Genomic DNA, 16,858 nt, shown 5'->3' with positions numbered 1-16,858 from the left:
GTGCCTTGCGTGACCGTGCGGGCGCCTTCGGCTTCCGCACGGTCACGCAAGGCACCGGCCCCACCCCGGAGTTCACCATCGCCGAGGCGTTCAGGCGGGCGTACGGGACGGCTCCGGGGCGGCATCCGCGCGAGGCCGGCCCACCTCGGCCGGGGCCGCCTGCCGTGCCACGCCCCGCGGCAGCCTTGTCGTGGCCAGGGCGGTGAGGGCGAGGAGGGCCGCGCTGATCAGCAGGCTCGTACGGAGTCCCGTCCCGAAGCCGCCCGCGACCAGGGCGCCGAACGCCGCCACGCCCAGCCCGCCGGAGACCTGGCGGGCGGCGTTGAGTACGCCCGCGGCGACCCCGGCCCGCTCGGTCGGCACGGTCTCCATCATCGCCGCGGTCAGCGGCGGCAGGGCCAGACCCGCGCCCAGGGCCAGCGGCACCAGGAGGACGGCCGTCAGGACCAGCGAGGTGTCCGGGCCGACGAACAGCAGGAGCAACAGGCCGGCCACCGAGACCAGTTGGCCGGTCAGCATCGGCAGCCGGGGGCCGTACCGGTTCGCGAGCCTGCCGGACAGGATGTTCACCACCACCAGCAGCCCGGTCATCGGCAGGAACATCAGCCCCGCGGTCAGCGCCGACTGGCCGCGTACCTGCTGGAAGTAGATGCTGAAGACGAAGATCATCCCGTAGAAGGCCAGGCTGAGCGCGGACCCGGCGGCGACCGCCACCGCCGCGGTCCGGTTGCGGAAGAGGCCGAGCGGCACCACCGGGTGGGGGTGGCGGGACTCGATGCGGAGGAAGCCGGCCAGGCCGGCCACCGCGACGCCCAGGGCGGTCAGGGCGACCGGTCCCTTCTCGATCACGGCGAAGGCGAGGGCGGCCAGGGTCAGTACGGCGGTCAGCTGACCGGGCAGGTCCAGCGGGGCAGGGCGCCGCGGGGAACGCGGCAGCCGGAAGGTGAGCGCCAGTGCGAACAGGCCCAGCGGCAGGTTGATGAAGAAGATGGCCCGCCAGTCCCAGGCTGTGGTGAGCGCGCCGCCGACGACCGGGCCCAGCGCCGCGGCCGTCGTGCCGCCCGCCGCCCACAGCGACACGGCACGCCCGCGCTGCGCGGGACCGGTGTACGCCTGGCGGACCAGGGCGAGCGTCGTCGGCAGCACGATCGCCGCGGCCACGCCCTGGACCACCCGGAAGCCGATGAGCGAAGGCAGGTTCGGAGCCAGCCCGCAGGCGGCGGACGCGAGGGTGAAGAGCGCGATCCCGAGCGTGTACGCGCGGGTGGCGCCGATCCGGTCGGAGAGCGCGCCGGTGGACAGCAGCAGCGCGGCGAACGCGATCGTGTACGCGTCTACCACCCACTGCAGCCCGGACATTCCGCCGCCCAGGTCCGCCCCCATCGAGGGGAGCGCCACGTTCACCACCGAGGCGTCGAGCATGATCAGCGCGAAGCCGAGGAGTGAGGCGAGGAGGGTGAGCGCGGGGGCCGGTGCGGGCCGCTGGGCGCTCAACTCGGGTCCGATCGCGGGAGCTTGTCTGGTCTTCTCTGTGGGCATGACCTCAGCCTCGCGGCCGGCGCCGGGATAGAGTAGTGGCCCGAATGCCATACCTCCGGAGGTTCTGGCCATGCCGCCCGCACACCGAGTCGTCGTCATCTCCACACCGCCCGTGTCCATGTTCAACATCGCCATTCCCGAGATGCTGTTCAGCAAGGTCGAGATCGACGGCGAGCCGGGATACGAGACGGTCTACTGCACCCCGGACCCCGGGCCCGTCCGGACCAGCGGCGGGCTCGACGTGCAGATCGAGGGCGGACTCGGCCTCATCGAGTCGGCCGACACGGTGATCCTGGCGGGCGCCGGCTCGCGCGAGGAGCCCGACCCGCGCATCCTGGCCGCCCTGCGCCGGGCCTCGGCCGACGGCCGGCGCATCGCGTCCATCTGCACCGGCGCCTTCGCCCTCGCCGAGGCCGGTCTTCTCGACGGGCGGGCCGCCACCACCTACTGGACGTACACCGGCGAACTCGGCGACCGCTACCCTTCCGTCGACCTGCAGAAGGACGTCCTGTTCGTCCAGGACGGTCGGGTCCTCACCTCGTCCGGATACGCGGCCGGCATCGATCTGTGCCTCCACATCATCCGTACCGACTACGGGGCCGCCGTCGCCAACCACGTCGGCCGGCTCACGCTCGTCGCCCCCGTGCGGCCGGGCGGGCAGACGCAGTTCACCGACACCCCGCTGCCGCCCGAGCGCGGGGTCTCGTTCGCCGGCACCCGCGCCTGGGCGATGCAGCACCTCGACGAGCCGCTGACCCTGACCGACCTGGCCCGCAACGGCGGCGTCTCCATCCGTACGCTCTCGCGCCGCTTCCACGCCGAGACCGGCCTCAGCCCCCTCCAGTGGCTCCTGCACCAGCGCATCGAGCGGGCCAGGGAACTCCTGGAGACCACCACCCTTCCCATGGACCAGGTGGCGCGGGCGAGCGGCCTCGGCACGGCCGACTCGATGCGCCAGCACATCCAGCGCAGGCTGGGCCTCACGCCGAGCGCCTACCGGACCTCGTTCAGCAGGGTGGCCGCCGCCGCAACCTCCGGCTGAACGGGCGCGTCCCCTCCACCATGATCCGAACCGCGACCCCCGCCGATCTCGACGCCATGGTCCGCCTGCACGCCGAGGCCCGGGCCACGTACTACAGCGGGCACCTGCCCGAGGAGGAGTACGCGGGCGAGGCCGGCCGCAGCAGGGGCGGCTGGGCCCGCGCCATCGACCGCGCGGACGCCACCGTGCTCTGCGCCGAACAGGACGGGACCCTCACGGGCATCGCGGCCTACGCCCCGCGCGACGGTGCGATGCACCTCAGCCAGCTCCATGTGTCACCGGCCCACTGGCGCAAGGGGGTCGGGACCGCCCTGCACGACGCGTGCGTGGCCGCCTGGCGGCGGGACGGGGTGGCGGAGGCCCGGCTTGAGGTCTTCGTCCACAACCTCCGGGCCCAGGCCTTCTACGCCGCGCGCGGCTGGACACCCGACCCGGACCGCTCCCGGACGGGCAGCCACCTGATGCTGATTCTTCTGCCCTGACCCTGCCCCGGCTCCTCCGTGCGGACAGGCGCAGGCCCAGAGGCTCTGGGACCCGGGTTGGGTCCTGGGGCCCATGACGGCGCGGCCCCGGGTCCGTAGGCTGAGAAATCGTCATTCTGCCTGCGGGCAGTGCTGGTTGGGGAGCGAAGCATGTCTGCGACAGGTGGCATATCCGCGTACGGAGGCGTAGGACCCGCTCCCGGGGCGGGGCGCCGTGAGCTGCCGCGCGCCATGGGGGCGGCACGGCTGCTGCTGCATGTGCTGTTCGGCGCCACCCTGCTGGGCGCCGTCGGCCTGGCGGGGTCCGCGCTCGCCGCCGACGCGCTGGACGGCGTCGTGGTCGGGCTGCTGCTGTACGGGGCCGTGCCCGGTGTCGTGGGCTGGCTGCTCTCGCGGCGGGTGTGGACCGGTGGCCGGGGCGTCTGGGGCGGACTCGTCGCCGTACAGGCGTGGTTGATCATCGGTGGCGCGGCCAACGCCGCCGACGGGTCGATGCACGGCTTCACCCAGATATTCCTGCCGGTGCTGATCCTGGTGTTCCTGAGCCGGCCGGACAGCCGCGCGTGGTTCCGCCTGTCGGCGCGCGAACGCGAGGACAAGCCGGACTTCTCGCTCCCGCACATGATCACGTGGCGCCGCGACCGTGGACAGTCGGCCCTGGAGTACGTGGGCCTGGTCATGCTCGTCGCGGCCATCGTGGTGGCGTTGCTGCTGAGCGGCGTGGGCGGCCCGATGGCGGACCGCTTCCAGGCCGCCGTCTGCTCCGTCACGGGCACGTCCTGCCCGGCCAAGGGCAGCGGAACGGTGAACGCGGGCGACTCCGCGGGCGGCGCGACCGCGGGCGGCGCGGAGACCGGGGGCGCCGACGCGGGCGCCACGGTCGTCGGCGGCGCGGACGGGGGAGGCGAGAACGGCGGCGCCGGTGGTGCGAACGGCGGCGCCAACGGTGGCGCTGGTGGTGCGAACGGCGGCGCCGGTGGTGCGAATGGTGCGGCCGGGGGTGCGAACGGCGGCGCCGGTGGCGCCGATGGCAGTTCCGGTGGTGCGAACGGTGCGGCCGGCGGGACCACCGGGGGCGACTCCACCGGAGGCGCCGGCGGACCGGCCGGGGCGGACACCACCGGGGGATCGGACACCGCGGGCGGCTCCGACACCGCCGGGGGCGCCGACGCGACCGGCGGTACGGGCGGCCCCGACGGGCCCGGCAGCGACACCTACCCCGAGACCGCGGACGAGCCCGAGGCCGACTACGACGACATCCCCGCGTCCGGCGAGGACGACTCGGGGGACTCCGGCGACTCCGACGACGGTGAGGACAAGGAGGACTGCGGCGGCTGGGGCTTCTTCGGCTGCGCCTGGGACCGTGGCACGCAGGTCGTCAAGGGCGTCTTCGTGGACGGCATCTGGGGCGACGTGACCGGGGTCATCGACCTCTTCAAGCCCTCGACCTGGTCCGGCATCGTCGACTACGGCAAGCAGCTCGGCAGCCAGTGGGCGGACGACGCCAAGGACGCCGGCAGCAAGTGGGACAAGGGCGACTACCTGGGAGCGTTCGGCGACTGGGGCAAGGCCTCGTTCAACACCGTCGTCAAGGTCGGCGACGACATGTTCGTCGGCGACGACGTGCGCGAGCGGTGGAACAACGGGGAGAAGACCCGCGCCGTCACCGACGTCGTGTGGAACGTCGGCTCCCTCTTCATCCCCGGGTACGACGTCGCGAAGGTCATCGGCAAGACCAGCAGGCTCGGAAAGATCGGGAAGATCGCCGCCGACGTGGCGGAGGCCGCCGAGGACGCGGGCGCCGCCTCGCGCCGGGCCCGCAAGGCCGCCGAGGCCGGGGACGTCGACGGAGCCCGCAAGGCGGCCAAGGAGGCCGACGACGCCGCCGACAAGGCCGAGGACTCGGCCCGTAAGACCGGCTGCTCCATCGCCTCCGGACCCCTCGGGCCCAGGACCCGCTACGGCGGCACCGGTGTCGCGGGTGCGGGGACCGGAGTGCTCGCCGCCGGACCGCCGGACCATGTGATCCTCGCCGACGACGGCTGCGACAAGGCCGCCGAGGCCAAGGCGAAGGAGGCCCGCGACCAGGAGCGCGCCGCCTGGACCGACAAGAAGCGCGCCGAGGAGAAGGACCGCGCCGCCAAGGCCCTGGAGAAGAAGAAGCCGTGGCCGGACGCCAAGCGCAACGACAGCTCCGACCCGCGGAACTACAACCCGCCGAAGTGGGCGGACGATCTGAAGGACCCGGAGCTCGGCTCGGCCGACGCGGGCGACGGGTTCTGGGGGAGCCGTGACCGCAACCCCAAGCCCAACTGGAAGAACGAGTCCTGGCTCCGCTACCAGGAGCAGATCACCGGCACCAACCGCGGCAAGGAGTACATCGTCGCCAACCCCAAGGAGGGCAAGCCTCCGGTGGAGTACGACGGGTGGGACTCCGGACGGCAGACGTTCCTGGAGGCGAAGAACGGCTACAAGAGCTACCTGACGAAGGGCGACAAGGGGACGCTCACCAAGTCCGGCCGGGAGAAGTTCGTCAAGGAGGCGACGGAGCAGGTCAGCGCCTCCGGCGGCCGTGCGATCGAATGGCACTTCTCCGACCCGGACGTGGCCAAGGCCGCCCGGAAGGCCTTCCGTGAGGAGGGGCTTCCGATCAAGGTCGTCTACAGCAAGCAGAACCCGGAGAAGAGCACGAGGAAGGCCGGGGCCTTCGACTAGCCTGGGGCGCCCCGGGCCCGGTGTGCGGCCCGGGGCGGGACCGACGACGGATCACAACGGTGGAGGCAGGACATGCGACGTGTGGTGCGAGGCTTCTGGGGTCCCCGGAAGGAATCGCCCCTGGAGCTCGCGGGACGCTGGAAGACGATGCTGGACGCCCTTCCCGCACTGCTTCCGGCAGCCGGCCCCGCCACCGCCGGGGAGCCGTGGACCTGGACGCACCACCACGCGTCCGGCAGCCCCACGGAGCTCCGGCCCGACGAGGCCGCGCTGGCCGCCGCGCTCCAGGCCGACCACGACTCCCCGCAGACCTCGGACGGGGCCGGTCTCAGCCTGGCGGTCACGGGTGAGCCGGGCTGGGAGGTCGCGGTCTCCGGGCGCGGCGGCGGGGAATCGGAGTACGTGACCCAGGCGGTCGTGCTCACGGTCGTCTCCCCGGACGGGGCCGAGGTCGGCGAAGCCGCCCTCCTCGCGCTGATCGCGGACACCTGGCAGCCGGACATCGGCGATGTCACCGACGACGACCTGCTGGACGCCCTGGAGGACGACGCCGGCTACGACTACACCCGCTCCGAACTGTGCGTGGGCCGGCTCGGCTACCTCTCCCCGGGCCGGGCGGCGCTCGTCCCCGACGGAGTGGGAGCGGTCGGCAAGGAGCCGGTCGGCGCGGGTCTGCTCCTGGACATCGCACTCCCCGGGGACACCGGGGCCGTGGTGGACGCCTATGTGCGCCTGCGCGACGCCGGCGCGCTGGAGCCCCTGCCCCGCCCGATGAACCGCACGTACCTCTAGGCCGTACAGCTCGTACGCCGGTCCGGGCCGCTCCCCGGCACAGGGGAGCGGCCCGGGGAATGACCGGCACCCCGATGGGTGTTTCCCGGTGAGCGGAGGGTCCCTCCGCGCTGTGGAAGCAGCCGCACGAGAGCCTGGAGAGCAGAAGAGTCATGCGCGTCGAGATCTGGAGCGACATCGCCTGCCCGTGGTGCTACATCGGCAAGGCCCGGTTCGAGAAGGGCCTGGCAGGGTTCGCGCACCGCGACGAGGTCGAGGTGGTCCACCGGTCCTTCGAGCTCGACCCCGGGCGCGCCAAGGGCGACACCGGACAGGTCATCGACATGCTGGCGCAGAAGTACGGGCGCACCCGCGAGGAGGCCCTGTCGATGGAGGCGAACGTCGCCGCCAACGCGCGGGCCGAGGGGCTCGGCTACCGCACCGAGGGCCGTGACCACGGCAGCACCTTCGACATCCACCGGCTGCTGCACCTGGCCAAGGCGCGCGGCCGCCAGGACGAGCTGCTGAGCCTGGCCTACCGGGCGAACTTCGCCGAGGAGCGTTCCGTCTACGACGACGAGGTGCTGGTCGAGCTGGCCGTCGAGGCAGGTCTGGACGGCGACGAGGCGCGCGCGGTGCTCGCCGATCCGCAGGCGTACGCGGCCGAGGTGCGGGCCGATGAGCGGGAGGCGTCCGAACTCGGCGCCAACGGGGTGCCGTTCTTCGTGCTCGACCGGCGGTACGGCATCTCCGGCGGCCAGCCCGCCGAGGTCTTCGCCCAGGCGCTGGACCAGGCGTGGAAGGACCGTCCGCTGACCGCGATCGGCGGGGACGCGGCGGCCTGCGACGCCGACGGGGCCTGCGAGGTTCCGCAGACCGGAAGCAACGCCTGAGGCCCGCTCCGGAACCGCCCGGAACCGCCCGCGCTCCCTGCATCCATAAGTAATGCTTGGGTACACCCCTTAACTCTTGGTGATTGACTATGGGTTGAGGGGAGTTCAGGCTGGGCGCATGATGACCCCTTCGCTCAGCCGTGCGGTGGCCGCCGAGTTCGCGCCGGAGACCGCCTACCTCAACACCTCCACCTGCGGGCTGCTGCCCCGCCGTACCGTCGACGCGGTGAGAGCCCTCGCCGAGGGCAACACCACGGGCCGCAGGGACGGGGCGGGCGACTTCGAGGCGGTGGACGGGGCCAGGGAGGGATTCGCGCGGATCGCCGGGGTCGACGCCGGCCGGGTCGCGGTCGGCAGCTCGGTCACCGTTCATGTGGGGCTGATCGCCTGCTCGCTGCCCGCCGGTGCCGAAGTGCTGGTGCCCGAGGGTGAGTTCAGCTCGGTCGTCACCCCCTTCGCGGTGCGCGGAGACCTCCGGATGCGGTACGTCCCGCTGGCGGAGCTGGCCGGCGCGGTGCGCCCCGATACGGCGCTCGTCGCCTTCTCCTCGGTGCAGTCCGCCGACGGCCGGCTCGCCGACCTGGACGCGGTGCGCGCCGCGGCGGCCGCGCACGGCGCCCGTACGCTGCTGGACGCCACCCAGTCCGCGGGCTGGCTGCCGCTCGACGCCGGGGCGTACGACTACACGGTCGCGGGCGGCTACAAGTTCCTGCTCTCCCCGCGCGGTACGTCGTTCCTCACCGTCACCGAGGAGGCCCAGCAGTCCCTCCCGCCGGTCTTCGCCGGCTGGGTCGCGGCCGAGGACCCGTGGAACAGCACCTACGGGCCGGTCGCCAAGCTCGCCCCCGACGCCCGGCGCTACGACGAACCGCCCGCGTTCCTCTCGTACCACGGAGCCGAGCAGTCCCTCGCGCTGCTGAACGAGATCGGCATCGACACCGTCCATGACCACGCCACCGGGCTCGCCGCCCGGTTCAGGGCCGGGCTGGCCGGGCTGGGGCATCGGGCCGTGCCGGCCGAGACGGCCGTCGTCGGGGTGCCGGGACTCGGTGACCGGGCGCCGGACCTGGGGCGGGCGGGTGTGATGGTCTCGAACCGGGCCGGTAATCTGCGGGCGGCCTTCCACCTGTACAACACCGAGGCCGATGTGGACCGGGCGCTCGACGTCCTCTCCGGCTGAGGTCCGGCCGCGCGGGCGTCAGCCGTTCTCCGGGCAGTCCGCCGCCTCGCGGCAGAGGTTCTCCTCGACCTTGGCCAGCAGTCTGGCCAGCTCCTTGCGTTCCCCCGCGTCCAGGCCCGCGAGGGTGTGCTCCTCCAGGCTCGTCCAGGCCTGCTCCACGTCGGAGAGCAGCGCACAGCTGTTGTCGGTGGCCTCGACCAGGACGGCCCTGCGGTCGGCCGGGTCGGGGCTGCGGCGGACGTGCCCGGACTGCTCCAGGCGCTGGAGCATCTTGGTGACCGTGGACGGGTCCAGGTCGACCGCCTTGATCACCTCGGACTGGCGGACCGCGCCCGCGTCCCACAGGTACATCATCAGGAACTCCTGGCCGGGGTAGAGGCCCGCGCCCTTGAGCAGCTTGCCCGCCGCGATCCGGTGGAGCCGCGAGACCCGTGACACGGCGTGGCTGAACGGGCCGCCGCGGGCGGCGCTGGGCAGCTCGGAACAGGCGGGATCGGAGGTCATCGGTGACTCCTCGGGTCGGTGCACGGCGGCTCCGCGGCTACCGGAAGCGCTTTGTCACCGACTTTACCTTGGTCGGCCAAGTAATGCGTTACAGTGGCCCACGTGCGAAAGGTTGGCCGACCACATAGTTCTGGCCGGCCGATCCCGTGTCTTCCTTTCGGCCACATATCTGGGGGCTCCCATGACCACCGCGTTCGACTCACTCGACCTGGCCGGCACCCGGCTCGCCAACCGCATAGCCCTGGCGCCGATGACCCGGAGCCGGGCGGGGGAGGGCGGCGTGCCGACCGAGCTCACCGCCGAGTACTACGCCCAGCGCGCATCGGCCGGACTCGTCATCACCGAGGGCATCCAGCCGTCGGCCGTCGGCCAGGGATACCCCAGCACCCCGGGACTGCACAGCGACGAGCAGATCGCCGCCTGGCGCAAGGTCACCGACGCCGTGCACGACAAGGGCGGCAGGATCTTCGCGCAGGTCATGCACGCCGGCCGGATCGGCCACCCGGTGCTGCTGCCCGACGGGCTCACCCCGGTCGGCGCCTCCCCGGTCGCGGCCGCCGGACAGGTCTTCACCCAGGAGGGCGCGAAGGACTTCGTCACCCCGCGCGAGCTGACCGACGCGGAGATCAGGGAGACGGTCGCCGACTTCGCCGCCGCCGCACGGGGCGCGGTGGACGCCGGCTTCGACGGTGTGGAGCTGCACGGCGCCAACGGATACCTGATCCACCAGTTCCTGGCGCCCAACTCCAACCTGCGCACCGACGCGTGGGGCGGTTCCGTGGAGGGCCGGATACGGTTCGCCGTGGAGACCGTGCGCGCCGTCGTCGCCGAGATCGGTGCCGCACGCACCGCGATCCGCCTCTCGCCCGGCGGCCCGTTCAACGACATCGACGAGCCCGCGCCGGAAGCCACGTACAGCGCGCTCGTCCAGGCCATCGAACCGCTCGGGCTCGCCTATCTGCACCTCGTCGAGGGCGCGCCCGGAGACCGGGCGCTGACCGACTCCCTGCGCAAGCAGTTCAACGGCACCCTCGTCCTCAACCCGGCGAGCGACGGCCCGACCGGGCCCGACGCGCTCACCCTGGTCGAGGAGGGCGTGGCGGACATCGTCTCCTACGGGGCGCTGTTCCTGGCCAACCCGGACCTGCCCGAGCGGCTGCGCGCGGGCGGCCCCTACAACGACCCGGACCGCGCCACCTTCTACGGGGGCGACCACCGCGGCTACACGGACTACCCGGTGCTCGGGGCGTGACCGTCCGCACCTGCGGCGTCCGCCGCGCTCATGCCGAGTCGCGGCGGACCAGTTCGGTGGGCAGTATCACCGCGGCCGGGTCCTCCCCGCCGATCTGCGCCAGCAGCACCCGCACCATCTCGGCGCTGATCCGGTCCCACGGCTGACGGATCGTCGTCAGCGCGGGCCGGGAGGCGAGCGCGGCGGGGGAGTCGTCGAAACCGCCCACCGCGACATCGTGCGGCACGCTGCGCCCCGCCTTCTCCAGCGCCGCGAGCACCCCCTGCGCCATCAGGTCCGATGCGACGAACACCGCGTCCAGGTCCGGCGCCCGCTCCAGCAGCAGCGCGGCCGCCGCCTCGCCGCCCGCCCGGCTGTAGTCGCCGGGCACGATCAGCGCGTCGTCGACGGGCAGTCCGCGGTCGGCCAGCATCTCGCGGTAGCCGGCCAGCCGCTCCACGCCGCCCGGGGTGTCCAGGGGGCCGCTGACCGTACCGATCCTGCGGCGCCCCGACTCGTACAGGAAACGCACCATGTCCCGGGCGCCGTCCCGGTCGTCGGCGGCCACGTAGCTGACCTTCGAGCCCTGCCCGAGCGGCTTCCCGCAGGCGACCAGGGGCACCCCCGCCTCGTGCAGCTGGGCCGCGACCGGGTCGCCCGAGTGGCTGGAGACCAGCAGGACCCCGTCCACGTGCCCGGCGATGTACCGCATGTTCCTGCGGCGCTCCGCCTCCGTGCCCGCGATCATCAGCAGCAGCGGGATGTCGTGCGCGGCGAGCGCGCTGGTGCAGCCGCGCAGCAGCACGTTGAAGTTCGGGTCCTCGAAGAACCGCTCCTGGGGCTCGGTCAGCAGGAAGGCCACCGAGTCGGAGCGGCCCGTGATCAGCGATCTGGCGTGCCGGTTGACCGTGTATCCGGTCTTGCGGATGGCGGAGTTGACCGCATCGAGCGCGGCCGGGCTGACGTTGTGACCGCCGTTCAACACCCGGGAGACCGTGCCGCGGGAGACCCCGGCCTCCCGGGCCACGTCATGGATCGTCGGCGGCCGTCGGCGTCCCGTACCGGTCTGTTCTGTGCGGCTCATGGTGCGTGATCTTTCGTCAAGTGACGTCCTGGCGGGGCCCGTCAGGACTTTACGGCCCCGGAGAGCAGGTCGAGGCTCCAGAAACGCTGGATGACCAGGAACAGGGCGATCAGCGGGACGATCGCCAGCAGCGCGCCCGTGATCACCAGCGTATAGAGCGCCGGGGTGGTGGCACCCTGCTGGAGCAGGGTGAAGAGCCCCAGCGTGACCGGGAACTTCTCGTCGTCGCCGAGCATGATGTAGGGCAGCAGGAAGTTGTTCCAGATCGCGACGAACTGGAAGAGGAAGACGGTCACCAGGCCCGGCAGCATCATCGGCAGCGCGATGGTGCGGAAGATCCGCCACTCGCCGCCCCCGTCCATCCGCCCGGCCTCGATCACATCGCCGGGCACGGCGGCCGCCGCGTAGATCCGGGCCAGGTACACCCCGTACGGGGAGAGGATCACCGGCAGCATCACCGACAGGTACGAGTCGGTCAGATCGGCCTTCGCCATCAGCAGGTACTGCGGCACCGCGAGGATCACCGGCGGCATCAGCACCCCGGCCAGCAGGATGTTGAAGATGCTCTCCCTGCCGCGGAAGCGGTACACCGCCAGCGCGTACCCCGAGAGGGCGGAGACGGCCGTGGACAGCAGAGCGCCCACGCCGGCGTAGAGGGCCGAGTTGGCCATCCACTTCCAGTACACCCCGTCCCGGTACGCCGAGAGGTCGGCGACGTTGTCCGCGAAGCCGGAGCCGGGCAGGAAGGTGAAGGTCGAGAACAGCTCGCTGCCGGACTTGGTCGAGGCGGTCAGGATCCAGGCGACGGGCAGCAGGCAGTAGAGGGCGCCGAGCAGCAGCACCGCGGTGGGCACGAGGGCGAACCGGCGGGGGGCCGCGGCCGGGGGCCGCGGATGCGTCGTGGTCACTGGGGGTCCCCCTGCTTCGTACGGGAGTTGGCCGCCCTGAGGAAGCCGAAGGACAGGGCCAGGGTCACGACCGCGATGATGACCGCCTGGGCGGCCGCCGCGTAGATGTCGTTGTTGACGAAGGCGTCCTGGTAGACCTTCATCAGCGGACTCCAGGTGGTGGAGAGGGAGTTGGTGAGCGGCTTCAGGGTGGTCGGCTCGTTGAACACCTGGAGGGTCGCGATGATCGAGAAGAAGAACGTCAGCACCAGCGAGGGCGCCACCATCGGGATCTTGATCCGGAGCGCGATCTGGAGCTGCGAGCAGCCGTCCAGCCGGGCCGCCTCGAAGATCTCGGCGGGGATGGCCCGCAGCGAGGTGTAGATGACGATCATGTTGAAGCCGGTGCCGCCCCAGACCGCGATGTTGGCCAGCGCGAGGTAGAGCGGCCCGCCGTCGAGCAGGTCCGGCTGCGGCAGGCCCGCCCGGTCCAGCAGGAAGTAGAACGGGCTGACGTCGGGCAGGTAGAGGAAGCCCCACATCAGGGCGGCGACCACACCGGGGATCGCGTACGGGAGGAAGATCGCCAGCCGGGTGAACCCGCGCAGCCTGAGCCGTTCGGTGTCCAGCAGCAGTGCGAAGAGCAGGGCCAGGCCCAGCATCACCGGGACGACGATCGCGCCGTAGCCGAGGATGCGCAGCGCGCCGTTGAGCAGTTCGGAGTCGGAGAGCGCGTCCCGGTAGTTGGCGAACCCGGCCCAGACCTCCTCGCGGGCCCCCTTGCCCAGGCCCAGTCCGCTGACCTCGGTGCGGCGGAGGCTGAGGTGGAGCGCGTAGCCGATGGGCAGGGCGAAGAAGAGCAGGAACAGCACGGTGGCGGGGATCAGGAAGGCGTACGGGGCGCTCCTGACCCCGTACGCCTTCCGGCGGCGCGCGCGTGTCACTCGGAGACTCCGAAGCCCTGCTTCTTCAGGTCGGCGACGGTGGCGTCCTGCATCGAGGTGAGGGCCGGTGCGAAATCGGACCTGCGCTTGGCGGCCTCGGCGAAGTTGTCCTTGAAGGCCGTGTACGCGACGTTCACGTTGGGGCCCCAGGCCGCGGGTGCGGTGCCCTTGGCGATCTTGGCGGCCTCGGTGTAGAAGTCCGGCTGGTTGGCGAAGTAGGCCGGCGGCTTCGCGAGGGCGCCGCCGGTCTGGGCGGCCGTGGCTGCGGGGTAGACGCCGCTCTCCTTGACCAGCGCGGCGAGCGCCGCGGGGTCGGTGTTCAGCCACTTCGCGAAGGCGGCCGCGGCCGCCTTGTGCTTCGAGTCGTTGGTGACCGCGGTCGAGGAGCCGCCCCAGCTGCCGGTGACGCTCTCGCCGGCCTTCCACTGCGGGAGCGGGGCCATGGCCCACTTGCCCGCGGTGCCGGGTGCGGCGGTGGTCAGGGTGCCGGGCGCCCAGACCGCGCTGACCCAGGCGATCTGCTTGCCGGTGTTGAGCGCCTTGTTCCAGGCCGGGGTGTACATCGGCTGGTTATCGACGGCGCCCTCCTTGACCAGTCCGCCCCAGAAGTCCGCGACCTTCCGCGTGGCCGGGTCGTCGATCGCGACCTTCCACTTGTCGCCCGAGGTGGTCCACCACCGGGCGCCGGCCTGCTGGGCGAGGCCCGCGAAGAGGCCGGAGTCGTTGGAGGAGAAGGTGGTGAGGTCCTTGTCCGGCGCCTTCTTCTTCAGCGCCCGGGCGGTCTGCGCGAACTCGTCCCAGGTGGTGGGCACGGACAGCCCGTACTGCTTGAACAGGTCCTGGCGGTAGTAGAACATCAGCGGGCCGGAGTCCTGGGGCAGCGCGTACAGGGCGTCCGACCCCAGCGTCGCCTGCTGCCAGACGCCGTCGGCGAACCGGTCCTTCGCGTCGCCGGCCTCCTCGGATATGTCGGCGAGCACGTCGTTGGAGACGAGGGTGGGCAGCGCCTGGTACTCGGCCTGCACCAGGTCGGGGGCCTTGTGCGCCTTCGCCGCGGTGATGATCTTGGTGACCAGGTCGTCGCCCGACGCCTGCTTCTTCACCGTGACCGTGATGCCGGCCTTCTTGCCCTCGCCCTTGTTCCAGAGGTCCGCGACCTTGTCCAGACCGGGGGCCCAGGCCCAGTAGGTGAGCGACGCGGGGCCGGCGGCGGCCGGGCCGTCCCCGCTGCCGTCGTCGTCCGACGAGCCGCAGCCCGTGAGCAGGGCGGTGGCGGCGAGTGAGACGGCCGCGGACACCGCGACGATGCGGTACTTCATGGATTTCTCCCCTGACGAGAAGCGAGGGTGCAGCGCCGGCAAGCGCTGTGAGCGTTCACAGTAGAGAAACGAAACCGACACTTGTCAATGGTTGTTGCTGTGCGGTTATGTTGGGCCAGCGCCACCGAGAGTGTGTGTGCACGTTCCCAGAAGTTGTTCCAAAGAGCCCAGGAGACGCCCATGCCGCACACCCCTCGCGCGACTGCCCCGCAGGGTCTGCACCAGCTGGCCTTCGGCGGCGACTACAACCCCGAGCAGTGGCCCGAGGAGGTCTGGCACGAGGACATGCGCCTCATGCGGGAGGCCGGCGTCACCATGGTCAGCGTCGGGATCTTCTCCTGGGCGCTCCTGGAGCCCGAGCCGGGCACCCACGACTTCGGCTGGCTCGACCGGCTCCTGGACCTGCTGCACGTCAACGGCATCCGCGCCGACCTCGGCACCCCCACCGTCGCCCCGCCCGCCTGGTTCTACCGCGCCCACCCCGATGCCCTGCCGGTCAGCAGGGACGGCGTCCGGTACGCCTTCGGATCGCGCGGCGCGATCTGCCACAGCAACCCCGCCTACCGCGCCGCCGCGGCGGACATCACCGAACAGCTCGCCCGCCGGTACGCGAACCACCCGGCCCTCGCCCTGTGGCACGTCCACAACGAGTACGGCGTCCCGGTCAGCGCCTGCTACTGCGACAACTGCGCCGCCCACTTCCGCCGCTGGCTCACCGCCCGCCACGGCGACGCCGCGGCCGTCAACGAGGCCTGGGGCACCGCCTTCTGGGGCCAGCGCTACCGCAGCCTCGACGAGATCGACCCGCCCCGCACCACCCCGACCGTCGGCAACCCGGCCCAGCAGCTGGACTACGCCCGCTTCGCCGACGCCACCATGCGCGAGAACTTCTGCGCGGAACGCGACATCCTGCACCGCCTCGCCCCCGGAATCCCCGTCACCACCAACTTCATGACCGCGCTCAGCCAGTGCGACTCGGTGGACTACTGGGCCTGGGGCCGCGAGGTCGACCTCGTCACCAACGACCACTACCTGATCACCGACGGCCGCCGCACCCACGTCAACCTCGCCATGGCCGCCGACCTCACCCGCTCGGTCGCAGGCGGGGCCCCCTGGCTGCTCCTCGAACACTCCACCAGCGGGGTCAACTGGCAGCCCCGCAACCCCGCCAAGCGCCCCGGCGAGATGGCCCGCAACAGCCTCGCCCACGTCGCCCGCGGCTCCGACGGCGCGATGTTCTTCCAGTGGCGGCAGTCCCTGCGCGGCGCGGAGAAGTTCCACTCGGCGATGCTCCCGCACGCCGGTACGGACTCCCGGATCTGGCGCGAGGTCTCCCGGCTCGGCTCCGATCTCGGCCTGCTGGACGAGATCCGCTCCACCCGGACCGTCGCCGACGTCGCCATGGTCTGGGACTGGCAGTCCTGGTGGGCCCAGTCGCTGGAGTGGCGGCCGAGCCGGGACCACGACGCCCGCGAGCGCGCCGACGCCTTCTACGCCGCCCTCTTCGACCGCCACCTCACCGTCGACTTCGCCCACCCCGACGCCGACCTGTCCGGCTACCCGCTGGTCGTCGTCCCGGCCCTCTACCTCGCCACCGAGGAGACGGGCCGCAACCTGCGCCGGTACGTGGAGGGCGGCGGCACCCTCGTCGTCTCGTACTTCTCCGGAATCGTCGACGCCCACGACGCGGTGCACCCCGGGCCGTACCCGGGCGCGCTCCGGGACGTACTGGGGCTGACCGTCGAGGAGTTCTCCCCGCTCGCCGAGGGCGGCACCGTCCGTCTGATCACCCCCGAGGGCGCACCCGAGGGACCCGATCTGACCGGTGACCTCTGGTCGGACGTGGTGATCCCGCGCGGCGCCGAGACCATGTGGTCCTACGCCGACGGCGTCCCGGCCGGACGGCCCGCCGTCACCCGCCACCGCCTCGGCGAGGGCACCGCCTGGTACGTCTCCACCCGGCTCACCGGCGCCGGCCTGGACGCCGTCCTCGACCGGGCCTGCGAGGACGCCCGCATCGCACCCCGCACCGGCCTCCCGCACGACGTCGAGGCCGTCACCCGCACCGGCGACAGCGGCACGTACCTCTTCGTCATCAACCACACCGGGGGCGACGCGAAGGTGCCGCTCGACGCCCCCGGCACCGAACTCCTCACCGGAGAACCGGCCACGGGCCACCTCGCCGTCCCGGCGGGCGCCGTCCGCGTGGTCCGGCTCGACGACTGAGGGCGCACGACCGCTCCTCCTCCACGCAACTCCCGCGCACG

At 72.2% G+C, this 16,858-nt stretch carries 14 protein-coding genes; 8 read left to right on the top strand and 6 right to left on the bottom strand.

Annotated elements, in window-relative coordinates; translation table 11 throughout:
* Positions 1–90: 90 nt before the first annotated feature.
* A complete protein-coding gene (locus tag OG408_RS09535) occupies positions 91–1,539 on the bottom strand; it encodes an MFS transporter (protein ID WP_326669346.1) in 1,449 nt (482 codons plus the stop codon).
* Between the two features lie 70 nt (positions 1,540–1,609).
* On the opposite strand from OG408_RS09535, the gene OG408_RS09530 reads away from it, so the two are divergent.
* The 6 genes from OG408_RS09530 (at position 1,610) to OG408_RS09505 (ending at position 8,622) form a co-directional block, all read left to right on the top strand.
* Positions 1,610–2,581, top strand: coding sequence for a GlxA family transcriptional regulator (locus OG408_RS09530; RefSeq protein WP_326669344.1), 972 nt, complete (start codon positions 1,610–1,612; stop codon positions 2,579–2,581).
* Positions 2,582–2,601: 20 nt separating this feature from the next.
* Positions 2,602–3,063: a GNAT family N-acetyltransferase gene (locus OG408_RS09525; protein WP_326669343.1), complete on the top strand. Its 462-nt coding sequence runs from the start codon at positions 2,602–2,604 to the stop codon at positions 3,061–3,063.
* Between the two features lie 150 nt (positions 3,064–3,213).
* Entirely contained in the window at positions 3,214–5,778 is a 2,565-nt protein-coding gene (locus OG408_RS09520; protein WP_266777269.1) for a Tox-REase-5 domain-containing protein, read from the top strand.
* Positions 5,779–5,850: 72 nt separating this feature from the next.
* Positions 5,851–6,570 (top strand): hypothetical protein, encoded by a 720-nt coding sequence (locus OG408_RS09515; RefSeq protein ID WP_326669341.1) that lies wholly within the window; start codon positions 5,851–5,853, stop codon positions 6,568–6,570.
* A 152-nt stretch (positions 6,571–6,722) separates the two neighbouring features.
* Positions 6,723–7,442: a DsbA family oxidoreductase gene (locus tag OG408_RS09510; RefSeq protein WP_266777265.1), complete on the top strand. Its 720-nt coding sequence runs from the start codon at positions 6,723–6,725 to the stop codon at positions 7,440–7,442.
* A 118-nt stretch (positions 7,443–7,560) separates the two neighbouring features.
* Complete coding sequence (locus OG408_RS09505) at positions 7,561–8,622, top strand: aminotransferase class V-fold PLP-dependent enzyme (RefSeq protein ID WP_326669337.1); 1,062 nt, start codon at positions 7,561–7,563, stop codon at positions 8,620–8,622.
* Between the two features lie 18 nt (positions 8,623–8,640).
* On the opposite strand, the gene OG408_RS09500 is transcribed toward OG408_RS09505, so the two are convergent.
* Positions 8,641–9,126, bottom strand: coding sequence for a MarR family winged helix-turn-helix transcriptional regulator (locus OG408_RS09500; RefSeq protein ID WP_266777261.1), 486 nt, complete (start codon positions 9,124–9,126; stop codon positions 8,641–8,643).
* 181 nt (positions 9,127–9,307) lie between these two features.
* Here OG408_RS09500 and OG408_RS09495 point away from each other — a divergent pair, with 181 nt between their 5' ends.
* Positions 9,308–10,378, top strand: coding sequence for an alkene reductase (locus OG408_RS09495; protein WP_266777259.1), 1,071 nt, complete (start codon positions 9,308–9,310; stop codon positions 10,376–10,378).
* Positions 10,379–10,406: 28 nt separating this feature from the next.
* Here the strand turns inward: OG408_RS09495 and OG408_RS09490 are convergent, their stop codons facing one another.
* From OG408_RS09490 to OG408_RS09475, 4 genes are read right to left on the bottom strand one after another with little or no spacing between them, the layout of a single operon-like run.
* Positions 10,407–11,441 (bottom strand): LacI family DNA-binding transcriptional regulator, encoded by a 1,035-nt coding sequence (locus OG408_RS09490; protein WP_266777257.1) that lies wholly within the window; start codon positions 11,439–11,441, stop codon positions 10,407–10,409.
* A gap of 41 nt (positions 11,442–11,482) precedes the next feature.
* Positions 11,483–12,349 carry a carbohydrate ABC transporter permease gene (locus tag OG408_RS09485; protein ID WP_266777255.1) on the bottom strand — a complete coding sequence of 289 codons (867 nt, stop codon included), beginning with the start codon at positions 12,347–12,349 and terminating at the stop codon, positions 11,483–11,485.
* On the bottom strand, positions 12,346–13,272 hold the full coding sequence (locus tag OG408_RS09480; protein WP_266777253.1) for a carbohydrate ABC transporter permease: 927 nt from the start codon (positions 13,270–13,272) through the stop codon (positions 12,346–12,348). The genes OG408_RS09485 and OG408_RS09480 overlap by 4 nt, the downstream gene beginning before the upstream one ends.
* Positions 13,269–14,591, bottom strand: coding sequence for an extracellular solute-binding protein (locus tag OG408_RS09475; protein ID WP_326669332.1), 1,323 nt, complete (start codon positions 14,589–14,591; stop codon positions 13,269–13,271). Before OG408_RS09475 ends, OG408_RS09480 begins: the two co-directional genes overlap by 4 nt.
* A 180-nt stretch (positions 14,592–14,771) precedes the next feature.
* Here OG408_RS09475 and OG408_RS09470 point away from each other — a divergent pair, with 180 nt between their 5' ends.
* On the top strand, positions 14,772–16,817 hold the full coding sequence (locus OG408_RS09470; protein ID WP_326669331.1) for a beta-galactosidase: 2,046 nt from the start codon (positions 14,772–14,774) through the stop codon (positions 16,815–16,817).
* The last annotated feature ends 41 nt before the right edge of the window (positions 16,818–16,858 follow it).

The organism is Streptomyces sp. NBC_01257, from assembly GCF_035917255.1.
In the GTDB taxonomy this organism is placed as follows: domain Bacteria; phylum Actinomycetota; class Actinomycetes; order Streptomycetales; family Streptomycetaceae; genus Streptomyces.
This window is presented reverse-complemented; position numbering and strand designations above follow the sequence as displayed.